The sequence below is a fragment of the Pseudoalteromonas sp. R86517 genome, from assembly GCF_042466295.1.
Classification (GTDB): Bacteria; Pseudomonadota; Gammaproteobacteria; order Enterobacterales; family Alteromonadaceae; genus Pseudoalteromonas; species Pseudoalteromonas atlantica.
In genome coordinates this window covers 2903674-2926584 of record NZ_JAXHCB010000001.1, presented here as the reverse complement: position 1 = coordinate 2926584, position 22911 = coordinate 2903674, and the positions used below count along the sequence as shown (strand labels likewise).

The following is a 22911-nucleotide window of genomic DNA, read 5'->3' as shown; positions in this document are numbered from 1 at the left end:
AATTATCTTGTATATACAAGGTGTATTGTTAGACTGTATTTTAAGCACGTTAGGGAGCTAAGTATGCAAAATAAAACAACGGGTTACACCTTAGAAGATCTCGACTTATTATTAACTGATGCCAACATAGCAACCATGGATAGCACAATAGATGCACCTTATGGGGCTATAGAAAAGGCGGCACTGGCGATTAAAAACGGCGAAATTGTATGGTTAGGTGAGCAATCAAACTTACCCAGTTTTGATGCCTTTGCTACCCCTACATTAAGTATTAAAGGGCAATGGTTAACACCTGGGCTTATTGATTGCCATACACATTTAATATTTGCAGGCTCACGAGCTGAGGAATTTGAGCAGCGCTTACAAGGTGTAAGCTATGAACAAATAGCTGCACAAGGTGGGGGTATAGCCAGTACCGTTAAGGCCACTCGCGCGGCAGATCATGAGCAGTTATTTGTTGATGCAAAAGATCGCTTAAACACTTTACTTGCCGAGGGCGTAACGACTGCTGAGATAAAGTCGGGATACGGGCTTGATGTTGAAAACGAAATAAAAATTTTAGAAGTGGCGCGTTTGCTTAATGAGCATCATCCTATTGATATTAAAACCACGTTTTTAGGTGCACATGCGCTACCCCCTGAATACAAAGGCCGTGCAGATGAATACATTGATTTAGTATGTACGCAGATGCTTGAGCAGGTAGTGGCTAATAACCTTGCCGATGCTGTGGATGTATTTTGTGAAAATGTAGGCTTTAGTCTTGCACAAACAAAACAAGTGTTTGATGCAGCTACAAAACATAACTTGCCGGTAAAATGCCATGCTGAGCAGCTTTCTAATCAGCAGGGCGCACAGCTGGTGGCTGAATATAAAGGCCTTTCAGCTGATCATATTGAGTTCCTTGATGAAAACGGCGTAAAAGCCATGGCAGAGGCTGGCACTGTGGCTGTTTTATTACCTGGGGCTTTTTATTTTTTACGAGAAACACAGCTTCCTCCCATCGATTTGCTGCAAAAATACAATGTGCCTATTGCTATTGCCAGTGACTTTAACCCAGGAACATCGCCTTTATGTTCTGTGCAATTAATGATGAACATGGCATGTACTTTATTTAGGCTCACCCCTGAGCAGGCCCTTGCGGGAGTAACCCGCAATGCAGCGCAGGCACTAGGTTTAAAAGACAGAGGCGTGCTAAAGGTTGGTGCAAGGGCTGATATTGCACATTGGCAAATAAGTCACCCTGCACAATTAAGTTACCAATTTGGCGTAAATAAACTGTTAAATCTATGGATTTTGGGTAGAATTAATTAGTTTGTATTATTTTTGTCCATATTTAACATGCTTTTATTAAATTTTATTGCTAATGGAGTGGCGTAAGCTTGAGTATTTTGACTGACAGTAACTTTCCAATATTTTTTAGCGGCGCGCTGTTAATGGCGATGGTCGCTACGTTATTTGCGGTTAAAAATACCAGTATTAAATTTAGTTACTTATGTACAGGCGTTGTCGGTTTAGCCATTTTAAGTAGCGGGGCTGCTTGGTTAGCAATATTGCTCGCTTTTGGTTTTTGCTTTCATTTATGGCAAGCGTTTGAGCGTAATAGTTGGAGCATGATTATCACAAGCGCCGTTTCAGGGTTGCTATTTGTGGTGTTGTTTTCAGCGCATTTACTCATGGACGTGCCCCTATTTTGGGTGGTGGTGGCTATTATTCTGCTAGCGGTTGTAGGGCTAATGAGCGAGGAAGAAGAGCCCAAAGTTGAAGATTCGCATAATATTAATGAGCCTGAACCGTACCAAGATGACTCTCCTCTTGCTGCATTTGCAGATAAACAGCAGTTACGCCAGGGTTATTACAGCTGGAGTAAAGAAAAACAGCTAGAAGCAGCACTGGTGATTGTTCGTCTAGAAGGGTTTGAGCAAGTTAATCAGCACATAGGCAGAGATTTTGGTGATTTGCTTTTGGCACAATCGGCCAACAGAATAAAAGGCTTACTAAATAACGACAATGTGATTGATTTAGGTGGCCAAGAAAAGTTGGCGCATTTAGGGGGTCTTAACTTTGCCTTTATTTGCAGCTTAGCTGTGCACAAACATAGCCATGAGCACATCATTGAGCAAATTATTGGCGCAACACTTAAGCCGTTTAACGTCGCTAATTGTACCGTAGAGGTAAAAGCAAGGGCGAGTTACGTTAATTGCGATGAGCAAGACGCTAACTTTGATAACTTAGTATCGTGTGCATACTTAGCCCTTGATAGTCAGCCTAAAAAAGCAGTGGTTGTGTACCATCAACAAATGATGGTTGAGCAACTTGAGCAGCAAGCCCGTTTAAAAGAGCTGGCTAATATTGATTTTGTAAGCGAGCTTGAACTTTATTTTCAGCCTATTATCCGCAATGACGACGGCCAAATTGAGTTTTTAGAACTTCTGTTGCGTTGGCAGCACCCTCAACAAGGTATTTTATCTGCCCACCGATTTATTGATGATATTCATATTGCGGGTTTAGCTTACCCACTGGCTAAATTTGTTATAGAGCGAGCTGCAGAGCTTGCCATGGCACTTCGCATCGAGGGAATTGCTATACCGCTGAGCATTAACTTATTTGGCCCCGAAATGCTTAACGAAGAGTTTGTTGAGTTTGTAGATAGTGTGGTGAGTGAGCACAACTTACAGCACGGAGATTTAATTGTTGAATGCCCGCTGCATATATTCACAGATTTAGATAATAAGGGCCGTGCGATGATTGCCCGATTAAATAATATAGGTTTAAAAATATGCGTTGATGGGCTAGGCGATAACCCCATTGTTCTTTCTAAGCTGCCAAATCTAGCTGTTGAATACATTAAGGTGGCGCCATCGCTTACTGCAGATTTTAGCAATCAAAATAATATTCGCAGCCTAGTAGGCGGTATGGTTGAAATGCATAACCAACAAAATACCAAGGTTATTTTTGAGGGCGTTGAAACCTTAGACCAATTAAAGTTTGTAAAAAGTTTAAAAGCGCACGCAGCACAAGGTTATTATTTTGGCCACCCGTTAAGCAGCATTGGCTTAATGAGTTGGCTAAAGCAGTGGCAGGCTCACCAAACTCAATAAGTTTTGCCAAGCTGCAATAATTATTTTGTAAGGAAAATTCTGCAATTAGCTGCGATAGAATTACTCACTTATGAGCGTATAGCGTGCAAAAGTGAGTTATACACCTGCCAATAGTAAGCTCAATTAACTCACCATTTTAGCTAAGCTAGTAAGGCAATTCTGCGCCCTTAAAAAATGCAGCGATTAATTAAGCTAATTACAAGTAACGCGTTTTTGCATGTAAGTAGGCATTAACTAATGCACTAATAATTTGCCCACAGCTTTGCATACCTGCTGTTAACCCAGCTGGGTGATTTAGCGGTGCAGCTTCACACAAATGTAGGTAGCGGGCAGTGCTGTGTTTTGCTGTTAAATACACATAATGCTCAGCATCACTAACGCTAAAGCCGCAGCATGTATACGCGCTGGCCGGTAAAAATGAAATACTGTCTAAGTCGAGTTCAATACCAAGTGGCGCATTATTAAACGCTGCTAAGGCGTGCTGTACGGCATCGGTTAGTGATATTTCTCGGCGTATATTAATAGCTTGATAGCTGTGAAAACTACATTGATTTTGCGCGATTAAGTCAAAAATGGCTTGGTTATTTTTTTGCTCATGCAGGCCAATAATATGATATTGCTGCAATGAATTGTTCCTCAAAGCATAGCTAAAACCATTGCCGCTGTGGCGACCTTCGCAAGGCCGTAAATCGGCATGGGGATCAAAATTTATAGCGTTAACTGAAGCCCCACTATGTTTGCTTAAAGCACTGAGTATGCCAAAGCTATTATTGTGCCCACCGCCGATAATAATAGGCTCAAGGCCCGCATTAAATATAAGCGTTAATACCGCCTCTACACGCTCATCTATTGTTGCGCATAGTTTGCGTAGTTGAGCCAGCTCTTCAGGATGCTGGTTATTTAAGCCTTGCGCTTGCGCCATTACATCATCAACGTCAATTTCGCCTAACAGCAATACCTGCTGGGTCGCGTTAAACTGGTTAACTGGTTGGTTCAAAAAGTATTGTAAAAAAGCGGGCCAAGCTTGGTGTGAGCCGCCATTGCCTAAGTTAGCGCGAGGGCCTATATCTTCACATATACCAATTAATACGTAGCGAATACCAAATTGCGCTGCATCGTTAAGGGCTTGTTGTACATTTACATGGGTGTCTAATAGGGCAGCAGACTGCCAGGTTTTTGTTTCGTTAACGCGTGTGGAGCAATAGGGTTTAACGGCGTTTTCATCATACACTTTTAAGGTAGGGTGCACTGTGTTGAATCCGTATTGAGCAGCAAAAATTATTCTGATGGCGTAAGCAGTGCTCTGTTGAGCACTGCTTGTTACTTTATTCTTCGATAACTTCTAGTTCAAGTTCTTCTGCTGATAATACAATGCCAGTACTATCTGCATAGATAAAATCGTCATCAAAAAACGACACACCAGCAAAGTTAACGCCAATGCCATCTTCACCAGCGCCTTCGCTGTCGGCGGCCACAGGAATTGATGCAATCGCTTGAATACCTAAATCAATTTCTTCTAACTCATCTACATGACGCACAGCACCAAATACAATAATGCCGTTCCAGTTGTTATCAAGCGCAAGCTCTGCAAGTTCAATGTCGATAAGGGCGCGTCGTGTTGAGCCACCACCATCGATAAGTAGTACTTGATCAGTACCGTCTTGTGAGAGTATTTCACGGATCAGTTCATTATTTTCAAAACATTTAACCGTTTTAATTCGGCCGCCAAACGTGTGTCGACCACCAAAGTTGATGAACATCGGTTCAAGCACGTCAACCACATCGGCAAAAAAGTCACATAAGTCAGAAGTGCTGTAATCCATTATTTTATCCTCAAAGGGTACATAAGTTACCCTCAGTATACCCTCCTTATATGCAATAACAACGACTTAATAGCAGTAAATTTATTCAAAAAATGCCGAAATTAGAAATGGCAACAATAGTGTCTTAAAAGCGTCACTCAATTGTTATTTTCTGCCACTAAGCTTTAACTATGGTTATATATTGTGCAGCTAAGGGTAAATAATGAACGACAATAACGTGCTTAAAAAAATGGCTCAAATGGATGAACAACTCTTTTTAACTCTGTTTAATTATAATTCACCCAAATGGCTGAAAACGGCTGCGCTTGGTTTATCTAAAAGTGGTAATGGTGGTTTATATTTACTTATGTGTGGTGCCATTTGGTGGTTAAGTGCCAATGATCAGCATCAGTTATTGCCAATATCGGTGTTACTGGGGTTTGCAATTGAAAGGCCTATTTATTTTTTAGCAAAACGTAGCTTTGGCCGAATCCGCCCCTGCGATTGCTTAGTCAGTAATGCGTATATTGTGCCTAGTGACAAATTTAGTTTGCCTTCGGGACACAGTGCAGCAGCATTTTTAGTTGCGGTAATATTGAGTCACTTTTTTGCAGAGTATGCGTGGCTTTGGTTTAGTTGGGCATCGGGGGTGGCGGTCTCTCGCGTAGTATTAGGCGTACATTTTCCGGCAGATATAATAATAGGCGCTGTTATTGGCAGTTCATGTGGTTTATTTGCGCTGGCTTTGGTGGTGCCTGTATGAAGATATTATACGGCATACAAGGCACAGGTAATGGCCACATTACGCGCGCCCGTGTTATGGCAAGTTGTTTTAAAGAGTTAGGTATAGATGTAGATTACGTTTTTTCAGGACGCCCTGAAAAAGACTACTTTGATATGCAGGACTTTGCTGATTACAAAACGTTTCGAGGTTTATCGTTTAGCACTAAAAACGGCCAAGTAAAAAGCTATCAAACATTAAAAAATGCCCGAGTGTGTAAGTTAGTTAACGATATAAAATCATTTAATGTAAAAAAATACGATTTTGTCTTAAATGACTTTGAGCCTATTTCAGCTTGGGCTGCAAAGCGCGCTGGCGTGCCTGTAGTCGGTATTAGTCACCAGGCGGCTTTTTTATCTAATAGTGTGCCTATGTTTGGCCGTGGTTTATTTAGAAAATCTCTCATTAAGCACTACGCGCCAGCAAACACCTATTTAGGCGTACATTGGCAGCCCTTTGCAGATAATATTATACCGCCCTTTATTGCAAACCATGACCATGGCAATCCTGTCGCCGTTATGAATAAAGTGCTGGTGTATTTACCCTTTGAGAACCTCGACAACATTATTGATTATTTAAAGGACTTCCCAGAAAAAGAGTTTTACTGTTACCACCCACATGCGCAGGATAAATCCCTTGGGCATATTCATTTGCGCACTCCTTCACGAGCGGGGTTTTTAAACGACTTAGCAAATACCAGTGGCGTAATTGGTAATGCAGGCTTTGAGCTGGCAAGTGAGGCCTTAAAGCTTGGGAAAAAATTATTACTTAAACCTCTTGATGGTCAGTTTGAACAAGATGCAAATGCACAAACATTGCGGGCGATGAAAATGGCCCATGTAATGAATTATTTAAACCCGCAAGCACTGGATGATTGGAATAGTGCCCCGCAAAACAAACAAATTAATTTTCCCAGTGATCCTGCCCCTTTGGTTAAATGGCTACTTAATAAACAGTGGCATGACACTCACTCATTGCATAAAGATTTATGGGGGAATGTTAATCTAAAAGCATGAGTTATATGTATAAAAAGTTAATAAAAAATTCAATATAAAGCGCCAGAACGTACTACACTATTAGTGCATATTAAATATAGGTGTTTTCAATGAATTTTTTACAAAACTTAACCATTAAAAGGCGTTTGCAACTTAATGCAGTGGTAGTCGGTCTGGCAATGGTCATTTTGTTGTGTGTGATAATTTATGAGTCACGCGTAACACTCAATCTGAATAAAACAATTCAGCTTGCAGAAGAGCTCAACGTACATGCACTAGAGCTTAGAAAGCATGAAAAAAACTTTCTTTTTTACAAGCAGCAGGAAGCACTTACATCATTTGATAAGGATTTTAAACAGCTAAGCACTAAAATCAAAAAGCTGCAAGAGGTAATGCAACAGCAGGGCATTACCACAGCGCAAATTGAGCATTTTCATACGCTTATTACTAACTACAACAACAATTTTTCAGAGGTTGTTAGGTTACAGCAACAGATAGGTTTAAACCCTAAAGATGGGTTATATGGCAAGCTCAGAAATGCAGTGCACGAAGTTGAGGTGCTATTAAAAGAGCAAGATAACTTTGAGCTTTTATCGGCAATGCTACAGCTGCGACGCGCTGAGAAAGATTTTATGCTGCGCTTTGATGCAAAATACTTAACTCGCTTTAACGAACTTATTAGTACGTTTAAACAAAAAATTACCCAAGCTGATTTGCAAAGTAGTTATAAGTCGCAAATAAGCCCTTTAATAGATACGTACCAAAGCGCTTTTCAAAATCTTGTAAAGGCACAAACGCAATTAGGGCTAGATTTAGACTCTGGTGCACTAGGGGTTATGCGTATTAACGCAGAAAAAAGCAATCAGGTTGTTGGTCAAATTGTTGAGTCAACTAAGCTGGTAGTCGAGAAAAGCGTTGACCAAGCGCAGTTTATTGCCATCGTTGTATTTGTTATTTCGGGCATTATAGTGTTGGCGCTGGTGTACTTTACTAGCCACTCGATTATTGTGCCTATTGAGCGGGTATATCACACCATAAACGACATACGCCGTAATAACGACTTAAGCGTAATGATAGAGCAAACAGGTAATGATGAAGTTACCATTATGACCTCGGACTTTAATAGTTTAATAGGCGATTTTAAAAACCTCATAAACGAAGTGAATACCGCGCTTAATACGTTAAATGTGGCAACAGAGCACTTATCTGAAAGTACCTCTGCAACAAGTTCAGGCATGCAAGAGCAGTTACATGAGGCGGATATGGTTGCCACTGCGGCTACGCAAATGCAGGCAACGATTCAAGATATTTCTCATAATACCGAAGCTGCTGCTAAAAAAGCAGAGTCAACCAATCTAAGCGCGCAGCAAGGGCGTAATGAAGTAGACTCTACGGTTAAGCACATACGCGATTTATCTTCGTCGTTAGGTAACGCATCAAGTGTGGTATCGCAACTTGAAAAAGACGGTGAAACCATAGGCTCAGTGCTCGATGTAATCAGAGGCATTGCAGAGCAAACCAATTTACTTGCATTGAATGCCGCGATAGAAGCCGCTCGTGCTGGTGAGCAAGGGCGAGGCTTTGCTGTTGTGGCGGATGAAGTACGCTCGCTTGCGCAACGTACACAAGAGTCTACCAGTGAAATTGAAGGCATTATTAATACGCTTCAGCAGCGCACGCAAGAGGTAGTAAGTATTATGCATCAATGTCGCTCGCAAGGTGATGAAAGTGCTTCACAAGCTATTAAAGCGGGTGATTTACTCGGTGCTATTACCGAAGATGTGCAAACCATAATGGAAATGAGCACTCAAATTGCCGTTGCTATTGATGAGCAAAGTCAGGTGGCATCAGAGGTGAACAAAAATGTAGTACGCATTAGAGACATTGCCCAAGATGCCTCTGAGCATGCAGTTAATAATGCGCAAACCAGTGAAGAAGTCTCTGAACAAGCGCGCGTATTATTTGCGGCTATTGATAAGTTTAAAGTGTAATACAGTGTAGCGTTTAAAAAGCCAATAAGGTTTAGGGAACAAACTTTATTGGTACGCTATCTTTGTTTTGTTCGTGCTCGGCAAAACGCGCTTGGTATTTATCCCACAAGGTTTCGTGCTGCGCTTGTAGTGTTTCAAAGTAGCTCCAGCTAAATAGCCCGCTGTTATGACCATCATCAAAGTCTAACCTCAGTGCGTAATGCCCCACCGGTACAATCTTTTTTATACCAACATGTTGTTTATTAAGTACCAACTTCATTGGCTCTGCACCATGCCCTTGCACTTCGGCCGAGGGAGAGTGAACGCGTAAAAACTCGCAGCTAAATACAGCCATACTGTCATCATCAAAGTAAACATCTAGGTTTTTACTCACGCTATGATAATGCACTTTTGTTACGTGTTTCATTTTATATGTCCCATTAAAAAGCCCCCAATATGGAGGCTTTTAGTATAGTATTTTTGCCTACCTTATAAAATAAAGCGGCTTAAATCTTCATCTTCAACTAATGCGCCTAAATGTTTTTCTACATAAGCGGCATCAATAGTAAGGGTAGAGCCTGCTTGTTCAGATGCATCGTATGAAATTTCTTCCATTAGCTTTTCCATTACCGTATGTAAGCGACGAGCACCAATGTTTTCGGTTTTCTCGTTTACCTGCCAAGCGGCTTTAGCAATGCGCTCTATTGCATCATCGTTAAACTCAACATTTACTTGCTCAGTTTTAAGCAATTCACGTTGCTGCTCAGTAAGGGAAGCATGTGGCTCGGTAAGAATTCGTTTAAAGTCATTAGCACTTAGTGCTTCAAGCTCTACACGAATAGGTAAACGACCTTGTAGCTCAGGGATCATGTCTGATGGTTTAGCCATTTGGAACGCACCCGATGCAATAAATAGCATGTGGTCGGTTTTCACCATACCGTGCTTAGTATTAACGGTTGAGCCTTCAATTAGTGGAAGTAGGTCGCGTTGTACACCTTCACGGCTAACATCTGGGCCTGACGAATCGCCACGCTTACAAATTTTGTCTATTTCATCAATAAACACAATGCCGTTTTGCTCTACTGCAAAAATAGCCTGCTCTTTTAGCTCTTCAGGGTTAACTAATTTAGCGGCTTCTTCTTCGGTTAATAACTTAAAGGCTTCTTTAATTTTTAACTTACGCTTAGTACGTTTGTCGCCACCCATGTTTTGGAACATACTTTGCAACTGGTTGGTCATATCTTCCATACCAGGAGGCGCCATAATCTCTACGTTTGGCTGTGCTTGTGCTAAATCTATTTCTATTTCTTTATCATCAAGCTGACCTTCGCGTAATTTTTTACGGAATGTTTGACGAGTAGATGAGTTGTCATCGCGCTGCGTTTCACCGTATTGATCTTTAGCCGGTGGTAAAAGTGCATCTAAAATACGCTCTTCTGCTGCTTCTTCTGCGCGGTGTTTAAACTTTTTAGTTTGTTGCTCGCGGGTCATTTTAATTGACACATCAACTAAATCGCGAATGATAGTCTCTACTTCTTTACCAACATAACCCACTTCAGTAAATTTAGTCGCCTCTACTTTAATAAAAGGCGCATTAGCGAGTTTAGCTAAACGGCGGGCAATTTCAGTTTTACCGACACCGGTTGGGCCAATCATTAAAATGTTTTTAGGGGTTACTTCGCTGCGTAAGTCATCGTTTAGTTGCATACGGCGCCAGCGATTACGCAGGGCAATAGCCACGGCTTTTTTAGCATTAGCTTGACCAATAATATGCTGATCTAACTCGTGTACAATTTCTCTTGGGGTCATAGCAGACATAATGGGTCCTATTATAATTCTTCGATTGTTTGGAAGTTGTTGGTAAATACACAGATGTTGCCAGCAATGGTCAGGCTTTTTTCTACGATATCGCGAGCGCTTAAATCGGTGTTTTCTAATAGGGCAGTGGCTGCTGATTGAGCAAAGTTACCACCGCTACCAATGGCAATTAAATCGTTTTCTGGCTGCACTACATCACCATTACCGGTGATAATTAGTGAAGCAGTTTCATCTGCAACCGCAAGGAGTGCCTCAAGCTTGCGTAAAGCTCTGTCGCTACGCCAGTCTTTGGCCATTTCTACAGCGGCTTTAGTGAGGTTACCTTGGTGCATTTCTAGTTTGCTTTCAAAGCGTTCGAAAAGGGTAAAGGCATCAGCAGTACCGCCGGCAAAACCAGCAATTACTTTGCCATTATAAAGGCGTCGAACTTTACGGGCGTTGCCCTTCATTACGGTATTACCAAGTGAAACTTGGCCGTCGCCACCAATTACTACTTTATTGTCGCGGCGTACACTTACGATAGTGGTCATGTTATTCCTCATCATCAAGCTGCGGGGGCAGCTTGTAAAAAACGATTATGATGAGGTTATATGGGTGAATGGACTAATTTCAAGTCCAGCCCCAAATTCCGCAGCTAACAACATGCACTCGCTTGAGTTTGTTTTTGTCGCTTTCGGCTTGGCGCTTTGTTTTATAAGGGCCTAAACGCACTTTATACCAAACACCATTAGTACCTGTGGTCTTTTTAATTTCAGAAATTAAGCCCGCAAAGGCAATTTTAGCTTTGAGGGTTTCGGCTTGTGCGTGTGTTCTAAACGACCCACACTGCATAACATAGGGGCCTTTTTGCTCAATTTCTCTTACTTCAACTTGGATCTCGTGCTCTTTAATTTCTTCAATGAACTTAGGGGCGCGAGGTTTAGCTATTTCTACTTTTTCAGCTGTTTTAGGGGGCGCCTGCTGCTCAACAAGCTCAGGGTCGGCGTTATTTTTAATAAACCATAAGCCGTAAGCAAAGCCGCCTACAAGCAAAACAGTAATAACAACTAAAAGTATAGGAAATGGTTTTTTAGCAGGGGCTTGCTTGGTGTTTTTTCTACCCGCTGGTTTTTTATTAATATAATCGTGCTGTGCCATTTGGCTTTAACCTAAATCATGTCTATAGGGTCAACATCAAGGCTCCAACGCACTTTTTGTGCAAGTTTGCTGGTGCTTAAATAGTCGACCATTTGCGCAAGATACTGATGCAATACTTTGCGGTCTTGCGCTTGAATATGCAATTGAAACCGGTACATACCCGCCACTCTTTCTAGTGGGGCAGGAATTGGACCGAGCAATTGTATACCAGATACACCGTTAACAGGAACCAAATCCGTCAAAAAATCGACAACGAGCTTAATACTGTGCCCTTGTGCTCTAACTATAGCCATATTGGTAATGGGTGGAAGGTCGGCATCATCACGCTCACTTAAAGCAAAACGGGCAAAATCTTGGTAGCCATTGTTTACTAAGTCTTGCAATAAAGGATGTTCAGGAAAGTGGGTTTGCAGTAATACTTGGCCTGGTTCGCCAGAGCGACCCGCGCGCCCAGCAACTTGAGTTACCAGCTGGGCTAAATGCTCTGTGGCTCTAAAATCGCACGAGTACAAGCCGCTATCTACATCTAAAATAAGCACTAAGCTAACATCGGCAAAATGATGACCTTTAGCCAACATTTGTGTGCCCACTAAAATACGCGCCCCGCCTTGGTTTATCTCCTCTAAGGCTTTTTCTAGGCTCCCTTTACGGCGGGTTGAATCGCGGTCGATGCGGGTTACGGGTGTATCGGGGAATTCACTCGATAAAAATTCTTCAATTTGTTCGGTGCCTTTACCGTTAGGAAAAATTTGTGTGCTACCGCAATCAGGACATTGGTGAGGTACCGGGTGTTGCTCCCCACAGTGGTGGCAAATCATTTGGCCAATGGCTTTATGAAAGGTTGCGCTGGTGCTGCAGCGATTACACTCACTCAGCCAACCGCATTCGTGACAAATTAGCGTAGGAGAAAAGCCACGACGATTTAAAAACACCATAACTTGCTTACCACGGTTTAAATGTTGGCGCATAGTGGCAAGACTTGCGTGTGCAATACCCGCTTGGTCGGGCTGGCCTTTCATATCAAGCAACATAAACTGATTATCGGTCGCAGTTTGTGCGCGCTCTGTAAGGCTTAAAAGTTGGTATTTGTTGTTTATAGCTTTGTGCAGTGTTTCGAGCGCAGGGGTGGCACTGCCTAAAATAAGCGGTATTTTGTGCTGAAATGCCCGATAAGCGGCTAAATCGCGTGCGTGGTAGCGTAAGGTATCCTGCTGTTTAAATGAAGAGTCATGCTCTTCATCAACCACTATCATTCCTAACTTTAAAAAAGGTAGAAAAATACTCGAACGGGTACCTATTACAATTGCGCAGCTGCCTTTTTCGCAAAAACGCCATGTTTGCAAGCGTTCGTTATCGGTTAGGGCTGAGTGCCATAGCATAATTGGCGTATCGGGAAAGCGACGACGAAATCGGTTAACAGTTTGTGGCGTTAAGCCTATTTCAGGCACCAGCACTAAGGCTTGCTCGCCACGTTTAAGGACTTCTTCTAGGCATTGTAAATACACTTCGGTTTTACCACTGCCTGTCACACCTTCTAATAAAAAGCTCTTAAAGCCAACACTTTGATTTATTGTAGTGCACGCTACGGCTTGCTCTTTATTTAGTACTGGCTTGGTGCCGACTGTGGGCGCAACGCTTTGCCATTGATTATCATGCTCAATGCTTTGGGTTACAAGCTCTTTATCTATTAAGGCATCTATTGTTTTTTTACTAAAGCCGAGCGCTTTTAGCTCGGTTATCGACGACTTACCCGATTGCGCGAGTTGCTTTAATAAATTTAGCTGAGTTTTCGCTTTTAACGATGGAACCTTTGCGCCTTTTTCGGTAAGGCTAATCATGTTAATGCTGGTTTTATCTGGGTTTTCACCTTGGCGAAGCGCACCTGGCAGCGCAATGTGTATGGTTTCGCCGAGCGGGTAGCAATAATAGCGTGCAGTAAAGCTAAGCAGTTCTAAATGCTGTGATGATAAAATAGGGGTTTGGTCAATAACCTCAGTAACCGCTTTAATTTTGTTCTCTGGCACGTCGGTATGCGTTTTAAGAGCAAGAACAACCGCTACTTTCTTTTGATTGCCAAAGGGTACTAAAACACGCATCCCTGGCACAATAGGCGCCGAGGGCGAGATGAGTTGTTCATCTATTTTATAATCAAAGGTGCGTGGTAACGGAACTTTAATAGCAACTTCAACAAAACGCATAACAACTCATGTGATAAAGGGTAATAGCTTAATGTACTAAAAATAAGGCTAAAAACCTACATACAAATGGATGCGGTAGCGCTGGTTGGTTACTTTTTTGGCAAAAAGCGTAATTAAAGCTTGTGCGGGGCAAGCTAGTTGGATAAAATCCGCGGCCTATAAATTTGTTTTAACGACGTATGGTGCCAGACTTCGGGTTTGGAGAGCGATGCGGCCTTAACTAGAGGTTCCTATGAAAGAAGGTATTCACCCTAAGTACGAAGCAATTTCTGCAACATGTTCATGCGGAAACAAATTCGAAACTCGTTCTACTCTTTGTAAAGACATTCACCTAGACGTATGTTCTGCGTGTCACCCGTTTTACACTGGTAAGCAAAAGATTTTAGACACTGGCGGCCGTGTTGATCGCTTCAACAAGCGCTTCGGTGCACTTAGCAGCAAGAAGTAATTATTGCTGTTTAGTAAAAAAAGCACCTTCGGGTGCTTTTTTTGTGTCTAAAAATCATCATTTTTACTAAAAAATCACCGATTGTTGCCGTACTACGTGTGCATAACTATTTCCTGTTCTTATTCTGAATATGCATAAACCTTTGCAGACAAACTCTCAATTCTTCTCTATATTTTTTATACGTTAATTTTTAACCAAGCTGCTAAAAGTGCTTATCGTGGCGATATTTGTTTTTAACGGTGATAAACGCGCCATATTGGTGCATTTTACTATTTTACTATTCTGCTATTTTACAAAAATATTGGCAGGGCAAAATGAACCTCAAAAAGCACTTTTTGAATGAATTTTTATTTGTTTAATATTGATAACTTTTAGCGAAGTTGCTGATAAATCACTTAAAATTAACGGATATAGCATATAACAGGATAGACCTGATATTGCTTGGAATTTAAAAATAATAAGAGTATCTTAGCCCCATACTCCCTCTCACTTAACTTAAATTGCAGGATACCATCGCGTTATGTCAGATTTTCGTGAACAAGCATTACACTACCACTCTCACCCCGTTCCAGGCAAAATCAGCATTGAGCTAACAAAACCAGCCGAAACGGTGCAAGACTTAGCATTAGCATACAGCCCTGGTGTTGCAGAGCCTGTGCGCGAAATTGCAGCAGACCCAGCCAATGCATATAAATATACCGGTAAAGGTAATATGGTTGCGGTGATCAGTAATGGTACGGCAATTTTAGGTTTGGGTAATTTGGGGCCTTTAGCCTCTAAACCTGTTATGGAAGGTAAGGCGCTTTTATTTAAACGTTTTGCTGGCCTAGATTCTATTGATATTGAAGTTAAGCATCGCACCACCGAAGACTTTATAAATACAGTGGCTAATATTGCCGACACGTTTGGTGGTATTAACTTAGAAGATATTAAAGCGCCAGAGTGTTTTGAAATTGAAAAAGCACTTATTGAGCGTTGCAGTATTCCGGTTTTTCATGATGACCAACACGGTACCGCTATTGTAACTGCGGCAGGTATGCTTAACGCCTTAGAAGTGCAGGGCAAATCAATAGAAGATGCCATTATTGTATGTTTAGGTGCAGGCGCTGCAGCGGTTGCTTGTATGGAGCTGTTAATTAAGTGTGGTGCACTGCGCGAACATATTTATATGCTAGACCGCAAAGGGGTTATTCATACTCGCCGCGATGACTTAAACGAATACAAACAGCTTTTTGCTAACAATACAGATAAGCGTACTCTACAAGATGTAATTGCTGATGCTGATGTGTTTGTAGGTGTATCGGGTCCTAACTTACTTGCACCTGAAGATCTAAAACTAATGGCTGATAAGCCAGTGGTGTTTGCATGTTCAAACCCAGATCCTGAAATTGCACCTGAGCGTGCGCACAGTGCACGTAAAGACTTAATTATGGCAACGGGGCGTTCTGATTTCCCTAACCAAGTTAATAATGTTTTATGTTTCCCGTTTATTTTCCGTGGTGCACTTGATGTACGTGCAAGCGCCATTAACGATGAAATGAAAATAGCCGCTGTCGAAGCTATTCGTAGTATTGCTAAAGAGCCAGTGCCTGAGCAAGTATTAAAAGCAGCGGGTGTAGAAAAGCTCGAATTTGGTGCAGATTACATTATTCCTAAACCTATGGACCCGCGTTTATTACCACGTATAGCCAAGGCGGTTGCTATTGCTGCTGTTGAATCGGGCGTGGCACAAATTGACTTACCGGAAAATTATATGGCGTAATATATAGCGCTTAAACAAAAAAAACCTCAGCATGCTGAGGTTTTTTTTTAAAAAAAGACGTTTTATTCTTCGTCTAAAATAGGCACTTCTAAACCCATTTCTTGCATTATCTTTTTAACTTCTTCGGGTACTTTTTCTGCGTTATCTTTACGTAGGTCATCATCATTAGGTAATGGCTGGCCTGTAAAGGCATGCAAAAACGCTTCGCATAGTAACTCGCTATTTGTTGCATGACGCAGGTTGTTTATTTGACGACGTGTACGCTCATCAGTTAATACTTTTAATACATTTAGCGGGATCGAAACGGTGATCTTTTTAACTTGCTCTGATTTTTTCCCGTGTTCTGCGTATGGGTGAATATACTCACCATTCCATTTAGCCATAAGATGTATCGTTGCCTCAGATTATTAATTTCTCACACGGCGTAAAAAGCGTGTAAATATGCGTGAAATTCTATCGTTTTAAAAAAGATAGTCAAATAATAGATAGCAATCTATCTTAATAAGCTGGCTGTAATAGTAAATACAGCCTCATTGAAGTTTTACGCGTCTGTTATTTTTAGCCATCTAGAGCTTTAAATGCTTTGACTTATTATAATGGATAACTTACTCTTTTAGACGTCTAAACATCCAAATTAATCAGGTGACGAATATGAGCGAAAAAAACAAAGCAACCATTGCTGTACGAAATGGGGTTGATGCCGATAAACATCATGGCGCCGTTGTACCGCCAATTTATTTATCGACGACTTATTCGTTTGCCGATTTTGATACTAAGCGCGCATACGACTATGGACGCAGTGGTAATCCTAATCGCGATATTTTAGCTGACACTTTAGCAGAACTTGAAGGTGGCGCACGCGGAATTATTACTGCTACGGGCATGGCAGCAGTGCACTTAGCCACACAGTTATTAAATAACGATGATACATTGGTTATTCCTCACGATTGTTATGGCGGCAGCTACCGTTTATTTACGTCGTTAGAAAAGCGCGGCTTGCTTAAACTTAAAGTACTTGATTTAACTAAAGCAGAAAGCCTAGAACAAATTTTAACCATTAAACCTAAATTAATTTGGATAGAAACACCAAGTAACCCTGTGCTGCGCCTAACGGATATTAAAGCCGTGACGGATATAGCAAAACAGTGCGGTGCATTAGTGGCCGCCGATAACACCTTTTTATCACCGGCATTACAAAACCCAATTAAGTTTGGCGTAGATATTGTTGTGCACTCAACCACTAAATATATAAACGGCCATTCTGATGTTGTAGGCGGTGCAGTTGTTGCTGCAACACAAGAGCTTGGTGATGAGCTTGCTTGGTGGGCCAATAACATTGGTATTACCGGCGCACCATTTGATAGCTATTTAACGTTACGTGGTTTACGTACTTTAAATGTGCGTTTAAAACAGCACCAAGAAAATGCCCTGGCAATTGCTAAATACCTAGAAAGCTCTGAGTATGTTAGCCAAGTTTACTACCCATGCCTTGAATCGCATCCTCAACATGCGCTTGCTAAAGCCCAACAGCTTGGGTTTGGTGGTATGGTTAGTTTTGATATTAAAGGCGATGTGAATGATGCAGCGGCGTTTTTAACGAGCCTTAAAGAATTTAGCTTAGCAGAATCGTTAGGTGGGGTTGAGAGTTTAATTTGTCATCCTGCGACCATGACTCACGCAGGTATGGAAGCTCAAGCACGTTTAGAGGCGGGTGTGGGCGATACGCTAATTCGTATTTCGGTCGGTATTGAAGATGTAGAAGACCTACTGGCTGATTTTGAACGTGTATTTAACTTAGTTAAACCTGGTCAAAATAAAAATGTAGGGCGTGTTGGTAAAGCTGCAGGCAATGCCAATGGTGATGTAAAGCAGCAGGCTGCTCATCCAGCTTTGTGGTGATTGAGTATGGTAAAAAGTGTACATAAATTTGGCGGCTCAAGCTTAAGCTCGGGCGAGCGCTATCAAAGTGTGACAAAAATAATTATTGGCCACACACAGCCTGGCGATTGCGTGGTTGTATCTGCTGCGGGTAAAACCACTGATACATTGGTTTCGCTGTGGCAAAGTTATCAACAACAAGATAAGCAAGCCGTTGCTGATATTTTGCTGCAATTGAGCAATCACCAAACGGCATTAATTGAAGAGTTATTAAAAGCCGATGCTAAACACACGGCTTTAGCTGTGTTAGCGCAAGAGCTAAGTGATGTAGCGGAGCAAGCCAGCAAGCAGCAGTTACAAGAGGCGGCCTTACTGGCGCATGGGGAGCTGTGGTCTGCGCGATTATTAGCAGCCTATTTAACGCAATTAAACATTCAAGCGTGTGCTCATGATGCTAGAGCGCTGTTTAGTGTAACAAGCGGGGAGCTTTTGCATGCGCAAAACAAACAGCAATGCAGCCAAGTTATTGATGCAAATAAAATTAACGTAGTAACAGGGTTTATCGCAGCAAGTGCTGATGGTAAAACAGTTACGCTTGGGCGCAATGGCAGTGATTACAGCGCCACCTTATTAGCCAATTATTGCGACGCACAAAATGTATGTATTTGGACTGATACGCCAGGGGTATTTAGTGCCGACCCACGTAAAGTTGAAAAGGCGATTAAGTACAACAAGGTGTGCCGTGAACAAGCTAACTTATTAGCTCGATTGGGTAACCCTGTGTTACATGCTAAAACGCTTTCGCCTTTAAAAAACAGTAATATTAAACTGGCTGTACGTAGTAGTTTTGATGTGCAAACTGCTCCTACCGATATTGTAAAACAAGGCAAAGCTAAGCAAAAACGTTTTATTACTACATTACAAAACGTTGATTTACTGCTCGTTGAAGGCCTTAACGCGGGAGAAGTGGCGCATGTTAGCCAGCTTATTCAGCACAGCCTTCATCATTTTATACACAACGGCGATACATACTTAGTTGTGCCCGCGGGTGCAACGCATCAAGTAGTGAGTTATTTTGCTGGGCGAGCAAATATCAGCGAGTCTAATTTAAATGGCTGCGCGGTGGTTGCGCCTACGCAAGATGTTTACACACTAAGTACATTAGCGGCTGAGGTTTTAAATCAGCAAAGTATTCACCCTCGTTTTATTCATCAAGATACAGGCTATACATTGCTGTTAACTGATCAGTTAATAGAAAGCGATGTACTTAGTTTATTGCACGAAAAATTAATTAATAAAGGCCAAGAAGTTGCCCTGGTTGTGGCTGGCTTAGGTAATGTAGGCGATGAATTTTTAAGTCAGCTAGATGCTCAATTTAAACGATTGTCGGACGACTATAGTATTAAGCTAGTTGGCTTAATTCGCTCGCAGCATATGCTATTTAATGCCTCGGGTATTACACTCGGACAGTGGAAAAAACAATGGCAGCATAATGCCGTTGCTTATGAGCAGGCGGATTTATTAAGTGTATTAAACGAACTTGATTACGAGCACAAAGTTGTTGTTGATATAACGGCAAGCGAGCAATTTAGCCAATTATACACCGACTTTGTAGAGCGAGACTGCCATTTAATAAGTGCTAACAAGTACGCGGGCACTGCTGCATCTAATTGGTATAACGCGCTGCGCCAAAGTATTAGCGAGCGTAATTTGCATTGGCGCTACAACACCAGTGTTGGGGCAGGGTTGCCGATTAACTTTGCGTTGGCCGATTTACAAAATAGTGGCGATAAAATTACCCGTATTGAAGGTGTTTTCTCGGGCACACTCTCGTGGCTATGCAGTAGGTACGATGGCAGTGTGGCATTTTCTGACCTTGTTCTTGAAGCGCAAAAAATGGGCTTTACAGAGCCTGATCCTCGCGAGGATTTATCGGGCCGCGATATGCAACGTAAATTGCTGATACTTGCACGCGAGCTTGGCATTGAATTAGATTTAAATGATATAAGCTTACAAGCATTAATGCCTGATGAGCTAGCCCAAGGTTCATGGGATGACTTTTTAGTGAATAAAGATAAGCTAAATGCCTTTATTAAACACCATGCCGATGCGGCAAATGCGCAAGATGCTGTACTTAGGTATACCGGTTTATTGGCATTAGAGCAGGGTAAAGTATCGGCGAAGGTAGGTATAACTTACGCGCCTAAAGGGGACGCCTTAGCTAACTTAACACCAGGCGATAATATCTTTGTTATTAATAGCCAGTGGTACAACGAAAACGCCTTAGTAATACAAGGCCCTGGGGCAGGCAAAGAAGTGACCGCCGCGGGCGTGCACTCTGATTTATATTGGTTAGTTAAAAACCTAAAATAGCGCAGGCAAATATTAATAGTAAAACGGCAGCTTGTGTAAGCTGCCGTTTTTGTTTTTAGAATAACTCTTCTTCTGTTTTTGTATCTTCTTCAAAAATATCAGTTGGCTGAGACAGTACATATTTTGTAGGCGCAGTGCCTTTTTCAAAATACTCAAAGCGACTGGTGTAGTCGTTTTTATGACTTAACAAACCTGTTTTTAAATCGATACGAATTGAAACTAGTCCTTCAGGAGGCTCTATTGGCGCCTCTGGTGTGCCCTCAAGCGCCACTTTCATAAAATCAACCCAAGCAGGCTGTGCCGTTTTGGCGCCCGATTCAGCACCAGAGATTTGGCTGCTATCTAGGTTGTTATTATAGGTGGAGCGCCCTAACGAGTTACCTGGGTTGTCAAAACCAACCCATACAGACGTTACTACATTGCGGTTAAAGCCGCTAAACCAAGTATCAACAGAGTCATTGGTTGTGCCTGTTTTACCCGATAGATCGCGTCTATCTAATGCTTGCGCACGCCAACCTGTCCCGCTCCAGCCTGTTTTATGGGTCCAGCTACCGCCACCCCATACTGCGCTGTGCATTGCTTCAGCAATTAAAAAAGCATTTTGCTTTGAAATAACACGTGGTGCACAACGTGGTTGCGTGGCTGTATCATCTGTTATGTCGGTATCTAGGTTATTGTTGGCAAAGCTATCCACTGCTTGAGAGACGGGTAATAGCTCGTCTTCATCGCAAGCAAGAGCCGGGTTTGCTTTAAATAGTACATTGCCATAAGCATCTTGAATTTCAGATATAAAGTAAGGTTCAATTAAGTGACCGCCATTAGCAAATGCGCTCATGCCGCGAGCAAGTTCTAATGGCGTGATTGATGCACTCCCTAATGCTAACGATTCACTGCGGTTAATATCAGCATCTTTAAAACCAAACTTAAGCAAGTGATCGGCGGTGCGTTGTAACCCTACACCGCGAAGTAAGCGCACAGAAATAACGTTTTTAGATTGTGCAAGTGCACGGCGAATACGTATAGGGCCATTATAAACTGCTGGGCTGTTTTTTGGTCGCCACGCTACACCTAAACTTTTATCCCACTGGTTTATTGGCGCGTCGTTTAAAATAGAGGCCAATGTATAGCCATTTTCGAGCGCAGCAGAATAAATAAAGGGTTTAATATTAGAGCCAACTTGGCGTTTAGCTTGTACCGCTCGGTTGTATTGGCTTTGCTCAAAACTGTAACCGCCTACTATAGCTTTAATACGACCATCTTGTGGGTCGAGTGAAACAAGTGCACTGGCAGCTTCTGGTATTTGGCTTAGTAGGTAACTGTCGTCGTCATTTTTACGCAGCCATATTTGCATGCCAGGGGTAAGAATGTCAGTAGCGGCTTTAGGGGCAAAACTTTGGCGGTAGCGAGTAATGTATTTGCGCGCCCATTTTAAATTATCCCAATCAAGTGTGGTGCGCTGGCCATTTTTTAAAATAACGTCAGCGGTTTTCTCTGCCACATTTAACACCACGCCAGCATGCAAATCAGCTATTTCTTTAACAGGTTTTAGCTTTTCTATAATTTGCTGCTCACTTAAGGCAGGCTGTGTTTCTGGATCCCACAACACGTCTACAGGCCCACGAAAGCCATGACGCATATCATAGTTATGTAAATTATTAACTAAAGCTGTTTGCGCAGCCTTTTGAACTTTAGACTCCACAGAGGTAAATATTTTAAAGCCAGAGTTATATGCTTTTTCTACACCGTAGCGCTCAACCATCTCAGCACGAACCATCTCAGAGATATAAGGGGCGTAAAGGTCTATCTCGGCACCGTGAAAATAAGCAGTGATAGGCTGGTTAGCCGCATCGTTGTATTGCTGTTGCGTAATATAGTTTTCAGTAAGTAAGCGACCAAGCACTACATTACGACGTGCTTTAGCTCTAATTGGGTTACGAATTGGGTTAAGCGCCGAAGGGGCTTTAGGTAAACCGGCAATCATTGCCATTTGTGCAAGAGTGAGGTCTTTTAGCTCTTTACCATAGTAAACTTGAGCAGCAGCCCCAATACCAAATGCACGATTACCTAGTTCTATTTTATTAAGATACAGCTCAAGAATTTCGTCTTTTGTTAATACACTTTCAATATGTAGAGCTATAAAAATCTCTTTAACTTTACGAATATACGCTTTTTCTCGTGTTAAAAAGAAGTTACGAGCAAGCTGCATAGTAATGGTACTCGCGCCCTGTTTTTTCTCACCTGTTGAAATTAACACAATAGCAGAGCGGACAATACCAATAGGGTCTATACCAATATGGTCATAAAAACGGTTGTCTTCTGTTGCTAAAAAAGCATCAATTAAAGGCTGGGGAATTTCGTCTATAGTGATGGGGATGCGGCGTTTTTCACCAAATTGATTAATTAAGAGTCCATCTTTTGTAAAGACTTGCATAGGGGTTTGTAATTGCACGTCTTTTAAAACTTGCACACTGGGGATATCAGGTTTAACGTAATAATAAAGGCTGATTAAAGTGATCAGACCAAATAACGTGCAAATGATAAAAAATTGTAATGTTCGTTTTAATAAAATCACTTATATTTCCCTAAATGGACTCCCAATTGCGAGTTTAGACTGCTAGTATATATTGATTAAAAAATGAATAATATTTTTT

Annotated in this window: 18 protein-coding genes; 9 read left to right on the top strand and 9 right to left on the bottom strand. The window is 41.8% G+C overall.

The features are described 5' to 3' along the window. Positions 1–63: 63 nt before the first annotated feature. Together hutI and SJY38_RS13280 are read left to right on the top strand one after the other, a co-directional pair. Positions 64–1311, top strand: a complete 1248-nt coding sequence (gene hutI, locus SJY38_RS13285) for an imidazolonepropionase (protein WP_377109961.1) — start codon at positions 64–66, stop codon at positions 1309–1311. A gap of 122 nt (positions 1312–1433) precedes the next feature. Further along, positions 1434–3098 (top strand): EAL domain-containing protein, encoded by a 1665-nt coding sequence (locus tag SJY38_RS13280; protein ID WP_377110218.1) that lies wholly within the window; start codon positions 1434–1436, stop codon positions 3096–3098. Between the two features lie 196 nt (positions 3099–3294). On the opposite strand, the gene SJY38_RS13275 is transcribed toward SJY38_RS13280, so the two are convergent. Then, complete coding sequence (locus tag SJY38_RS13275) at positions 3295–4347, bottom strand: formimidoylglutamase (protein WP_377109959.1); 1053 nt, start codon at positions 4345–4347, stop codon at positions 3295–3297. 76 nt (positions 4348–4423) lie between these two features. Then, positions 4424–4921 carry a ribonuclease E activity regulator RraA gene (gene rraA, locus SJY38_RS13270; protein WP_004589330.1) on the bottom strand — a complete coding sequence of 166 codons (498 nt, stop codon included), beginning with the start codon at positions 4919–4921 and terminating at the stop codon, positions 4424–4426. A gap of 202 nt (positions 4922–5123) precedes the next feature. On the opposite strand from rraA, the gene SJY38_RS13265 reads away from it, so the two are divergent. From SJY38_RS13265 to SJY38_RS13255, 3 genes are all read left to right on the top strand, one after another. After that, complete coding sequence (locus tag SJY38_RS13265) at positions 5124–5663, top strand: phosphatase PAP2 family protein (RefSeq protein ID WP_064386266.1); 540 nt, start codon at positions 5124–5126, stop codon at positions 5661–5663. Next, positions 5660–6697, top strand: coding sequence for an MJ1255/VC2487 family glycosyltransferase (locus SJY38_RS13260; protein ID WP_377109958.1), 1038 nt, complete (start codon positions 5660–5662; stop codon positions 6695–6697). Before SJY38_RS13265 ends, SJY38_RS13260 begins: the two co-directional genes overlap by 4 nt. A gap of 89 nt (positions 6698–6786) precedes the next feature. Next, a complete protein-coding gene (locus SJY38_RS13255) occupies positions 6787–8667 on the top strand; it encodes a methyl-accepting chemotaxis protein (RefSeq protein WP_377109956.1) in 1881 nt (626 codons plus the stop codon). A 31-nt stretch (positions 8668–8698) separates the two neighbouring features. Here SJY38_RS13255 and SJY38_RS13250 read toward each other — a convergent pair whose 3' ends face one another. The 5 genes from SJY38_RS13250 to priA form a co-directional block, all read right to left on the bottom strand. Next, positions 8699–9073: a gamma-butyrobetaine hydroxylase-like domain-containing protein gene (locus tag SJY38_RS13250; protein ID WP_377109955.1), complete on the bottom strand. Its 375-nt coding sequence runs from the start codon at positions 9071–9073 to the stop codon at positions 8699–8701. A 62-nt stretch (positions 9074–9135) separates the two neighbouring features. After that, positions 9136–10464 carry an HslU--HslV peptidase ATPase subunit gene (hslU, locus tag SJY38_RS13245; protein ID WP_004589335.1) on the bottom strand — a complete coding sequence of 443 codons (1329 nt, stop codon included), beginning with the start codon at positions 10462–10464 and terminating at the stop codon, positions 9136–9138. Between the two features lie 11 nt (positions 10465–10475). Continuing rightward, positions 10476–10994, bottom strand: a complete 519-nt coding sequence (gene hslV, locus SJY38_RS13240; RefSeq protein ID WP_004589336.1) for an ATP-dependent protease subunit HslV — start codon at positions 10992–10994, stop codon at positions 10476–10478. A 79-nt stretch (positions 10995–11073) separates the two neighbouring features. Next, the gene (locus SJY38_RS13235) at positions 11074–11601 is read right to left on the bottom strand and encodes an SPOR domain-containing protein (protein WP_377109954.1); all 528 of its coding nucleotides are present in this window, start codon (positions 11599–11601) and stop codon (positions 11074–11076) included. Between the two features lie 11 nt (positions 11602–11612). After that, entirely contained in the window at positions 11613–13799 is a 2187-nt protein-coding gene (gene priA, locus SJY38_RS13230; protein ID WP_288422240.1) for a primosomal protein N', read from the bottom strand. 232 nt (positions 13800–14031) lie between these two features. Here priA and rpmE point away from each other — a divergent pair, with 232 nt between their 5' ends. Further along, positions 14032–14247 carry a 50S ribosomal protein L31 gene (rpmE, locus tag SJY38_RS13225; RefSeq protein WP_004589339.1) on the top strand — a complete coding sequence of 72 codons (216 nt, stop codon included), beginning with the start codon at positions 14032–14034 and terminating at the stop codon, positions 14245–14247. Positions 14248–14767: 520 nt separating this feature from the next. Then, positions 14768–16009 (top strand): malic enzyme-like NAD(P)-binding protein, encoded by a 1242-nt coding sequence (locus tag SJY38_RS13220; RefSeq protein WP_377109953.1) that lies wholly within the window; start codon positions 14768–14770, stop codon positions 16007–16009. 62 nt (positions 16010–16071) lie between these two features. Here the strand turns inward: SJY38_RS13220 and metJ are convergent, their stop codons facing one another. Then, a complete protein-coding gene (gene metJ, locus SJY38_RS13215) occupies positions 16072–16392 on the bottom strand; it encodes a met regulon transcriptional regulator MetJ (RefSeq protein ID WP_004589341.1) in 321 nt (106 codons plus the stop codon). A 268-nt stretch (positions 16393–16660) separates the two neighbouring features. Here metJ and metB point away from each other — a divergent pair, with 268 nt between their 5' ends. Both metB and metL read left to right on the top strand, forming a co-directional pair. Then, a complete protein-coding gene (gene metB, locus SJY38_RS13210; RefSeq protein WP_286744762.1) occupies positions 16661–17908 on the top strand; it encodes a cystathionine gamma-synthase in 1248 nt (415 codons plus the stop codon). A 6-nt stretch (positions 17909–17914) separates the two neighbouring features. Beyond that, positions 17915–20260, top strand: a complete 2346-nt coding sequence (metL, locus tag SJY38_RS13205) for a bifunctional aspartate kinase/homoserine dehydrogenase II (RefSeq protein ID WP_286744761.1) — start codon at positions 17915–17917, stop codon at positions 20258–20260. A 55-nt stretch (positions 20261–20315) separates the two neighbouring features. Here metL and SJY38_RS13200 read toward each other — a convergent pair whose 3' ends face one another. Further along, positions 20316–22832: a penicillin-binding protein 1A gene (locus SJY38_RS13200; protein WP_286744760.1), complete on the bottom strand. Its 2517-nt coding sequence runs from the start codon at positions 22830–22832 to the stop codon at positions 20316–20318. Positions 22833–22911 lie beyond the last annotated feature (79 nt).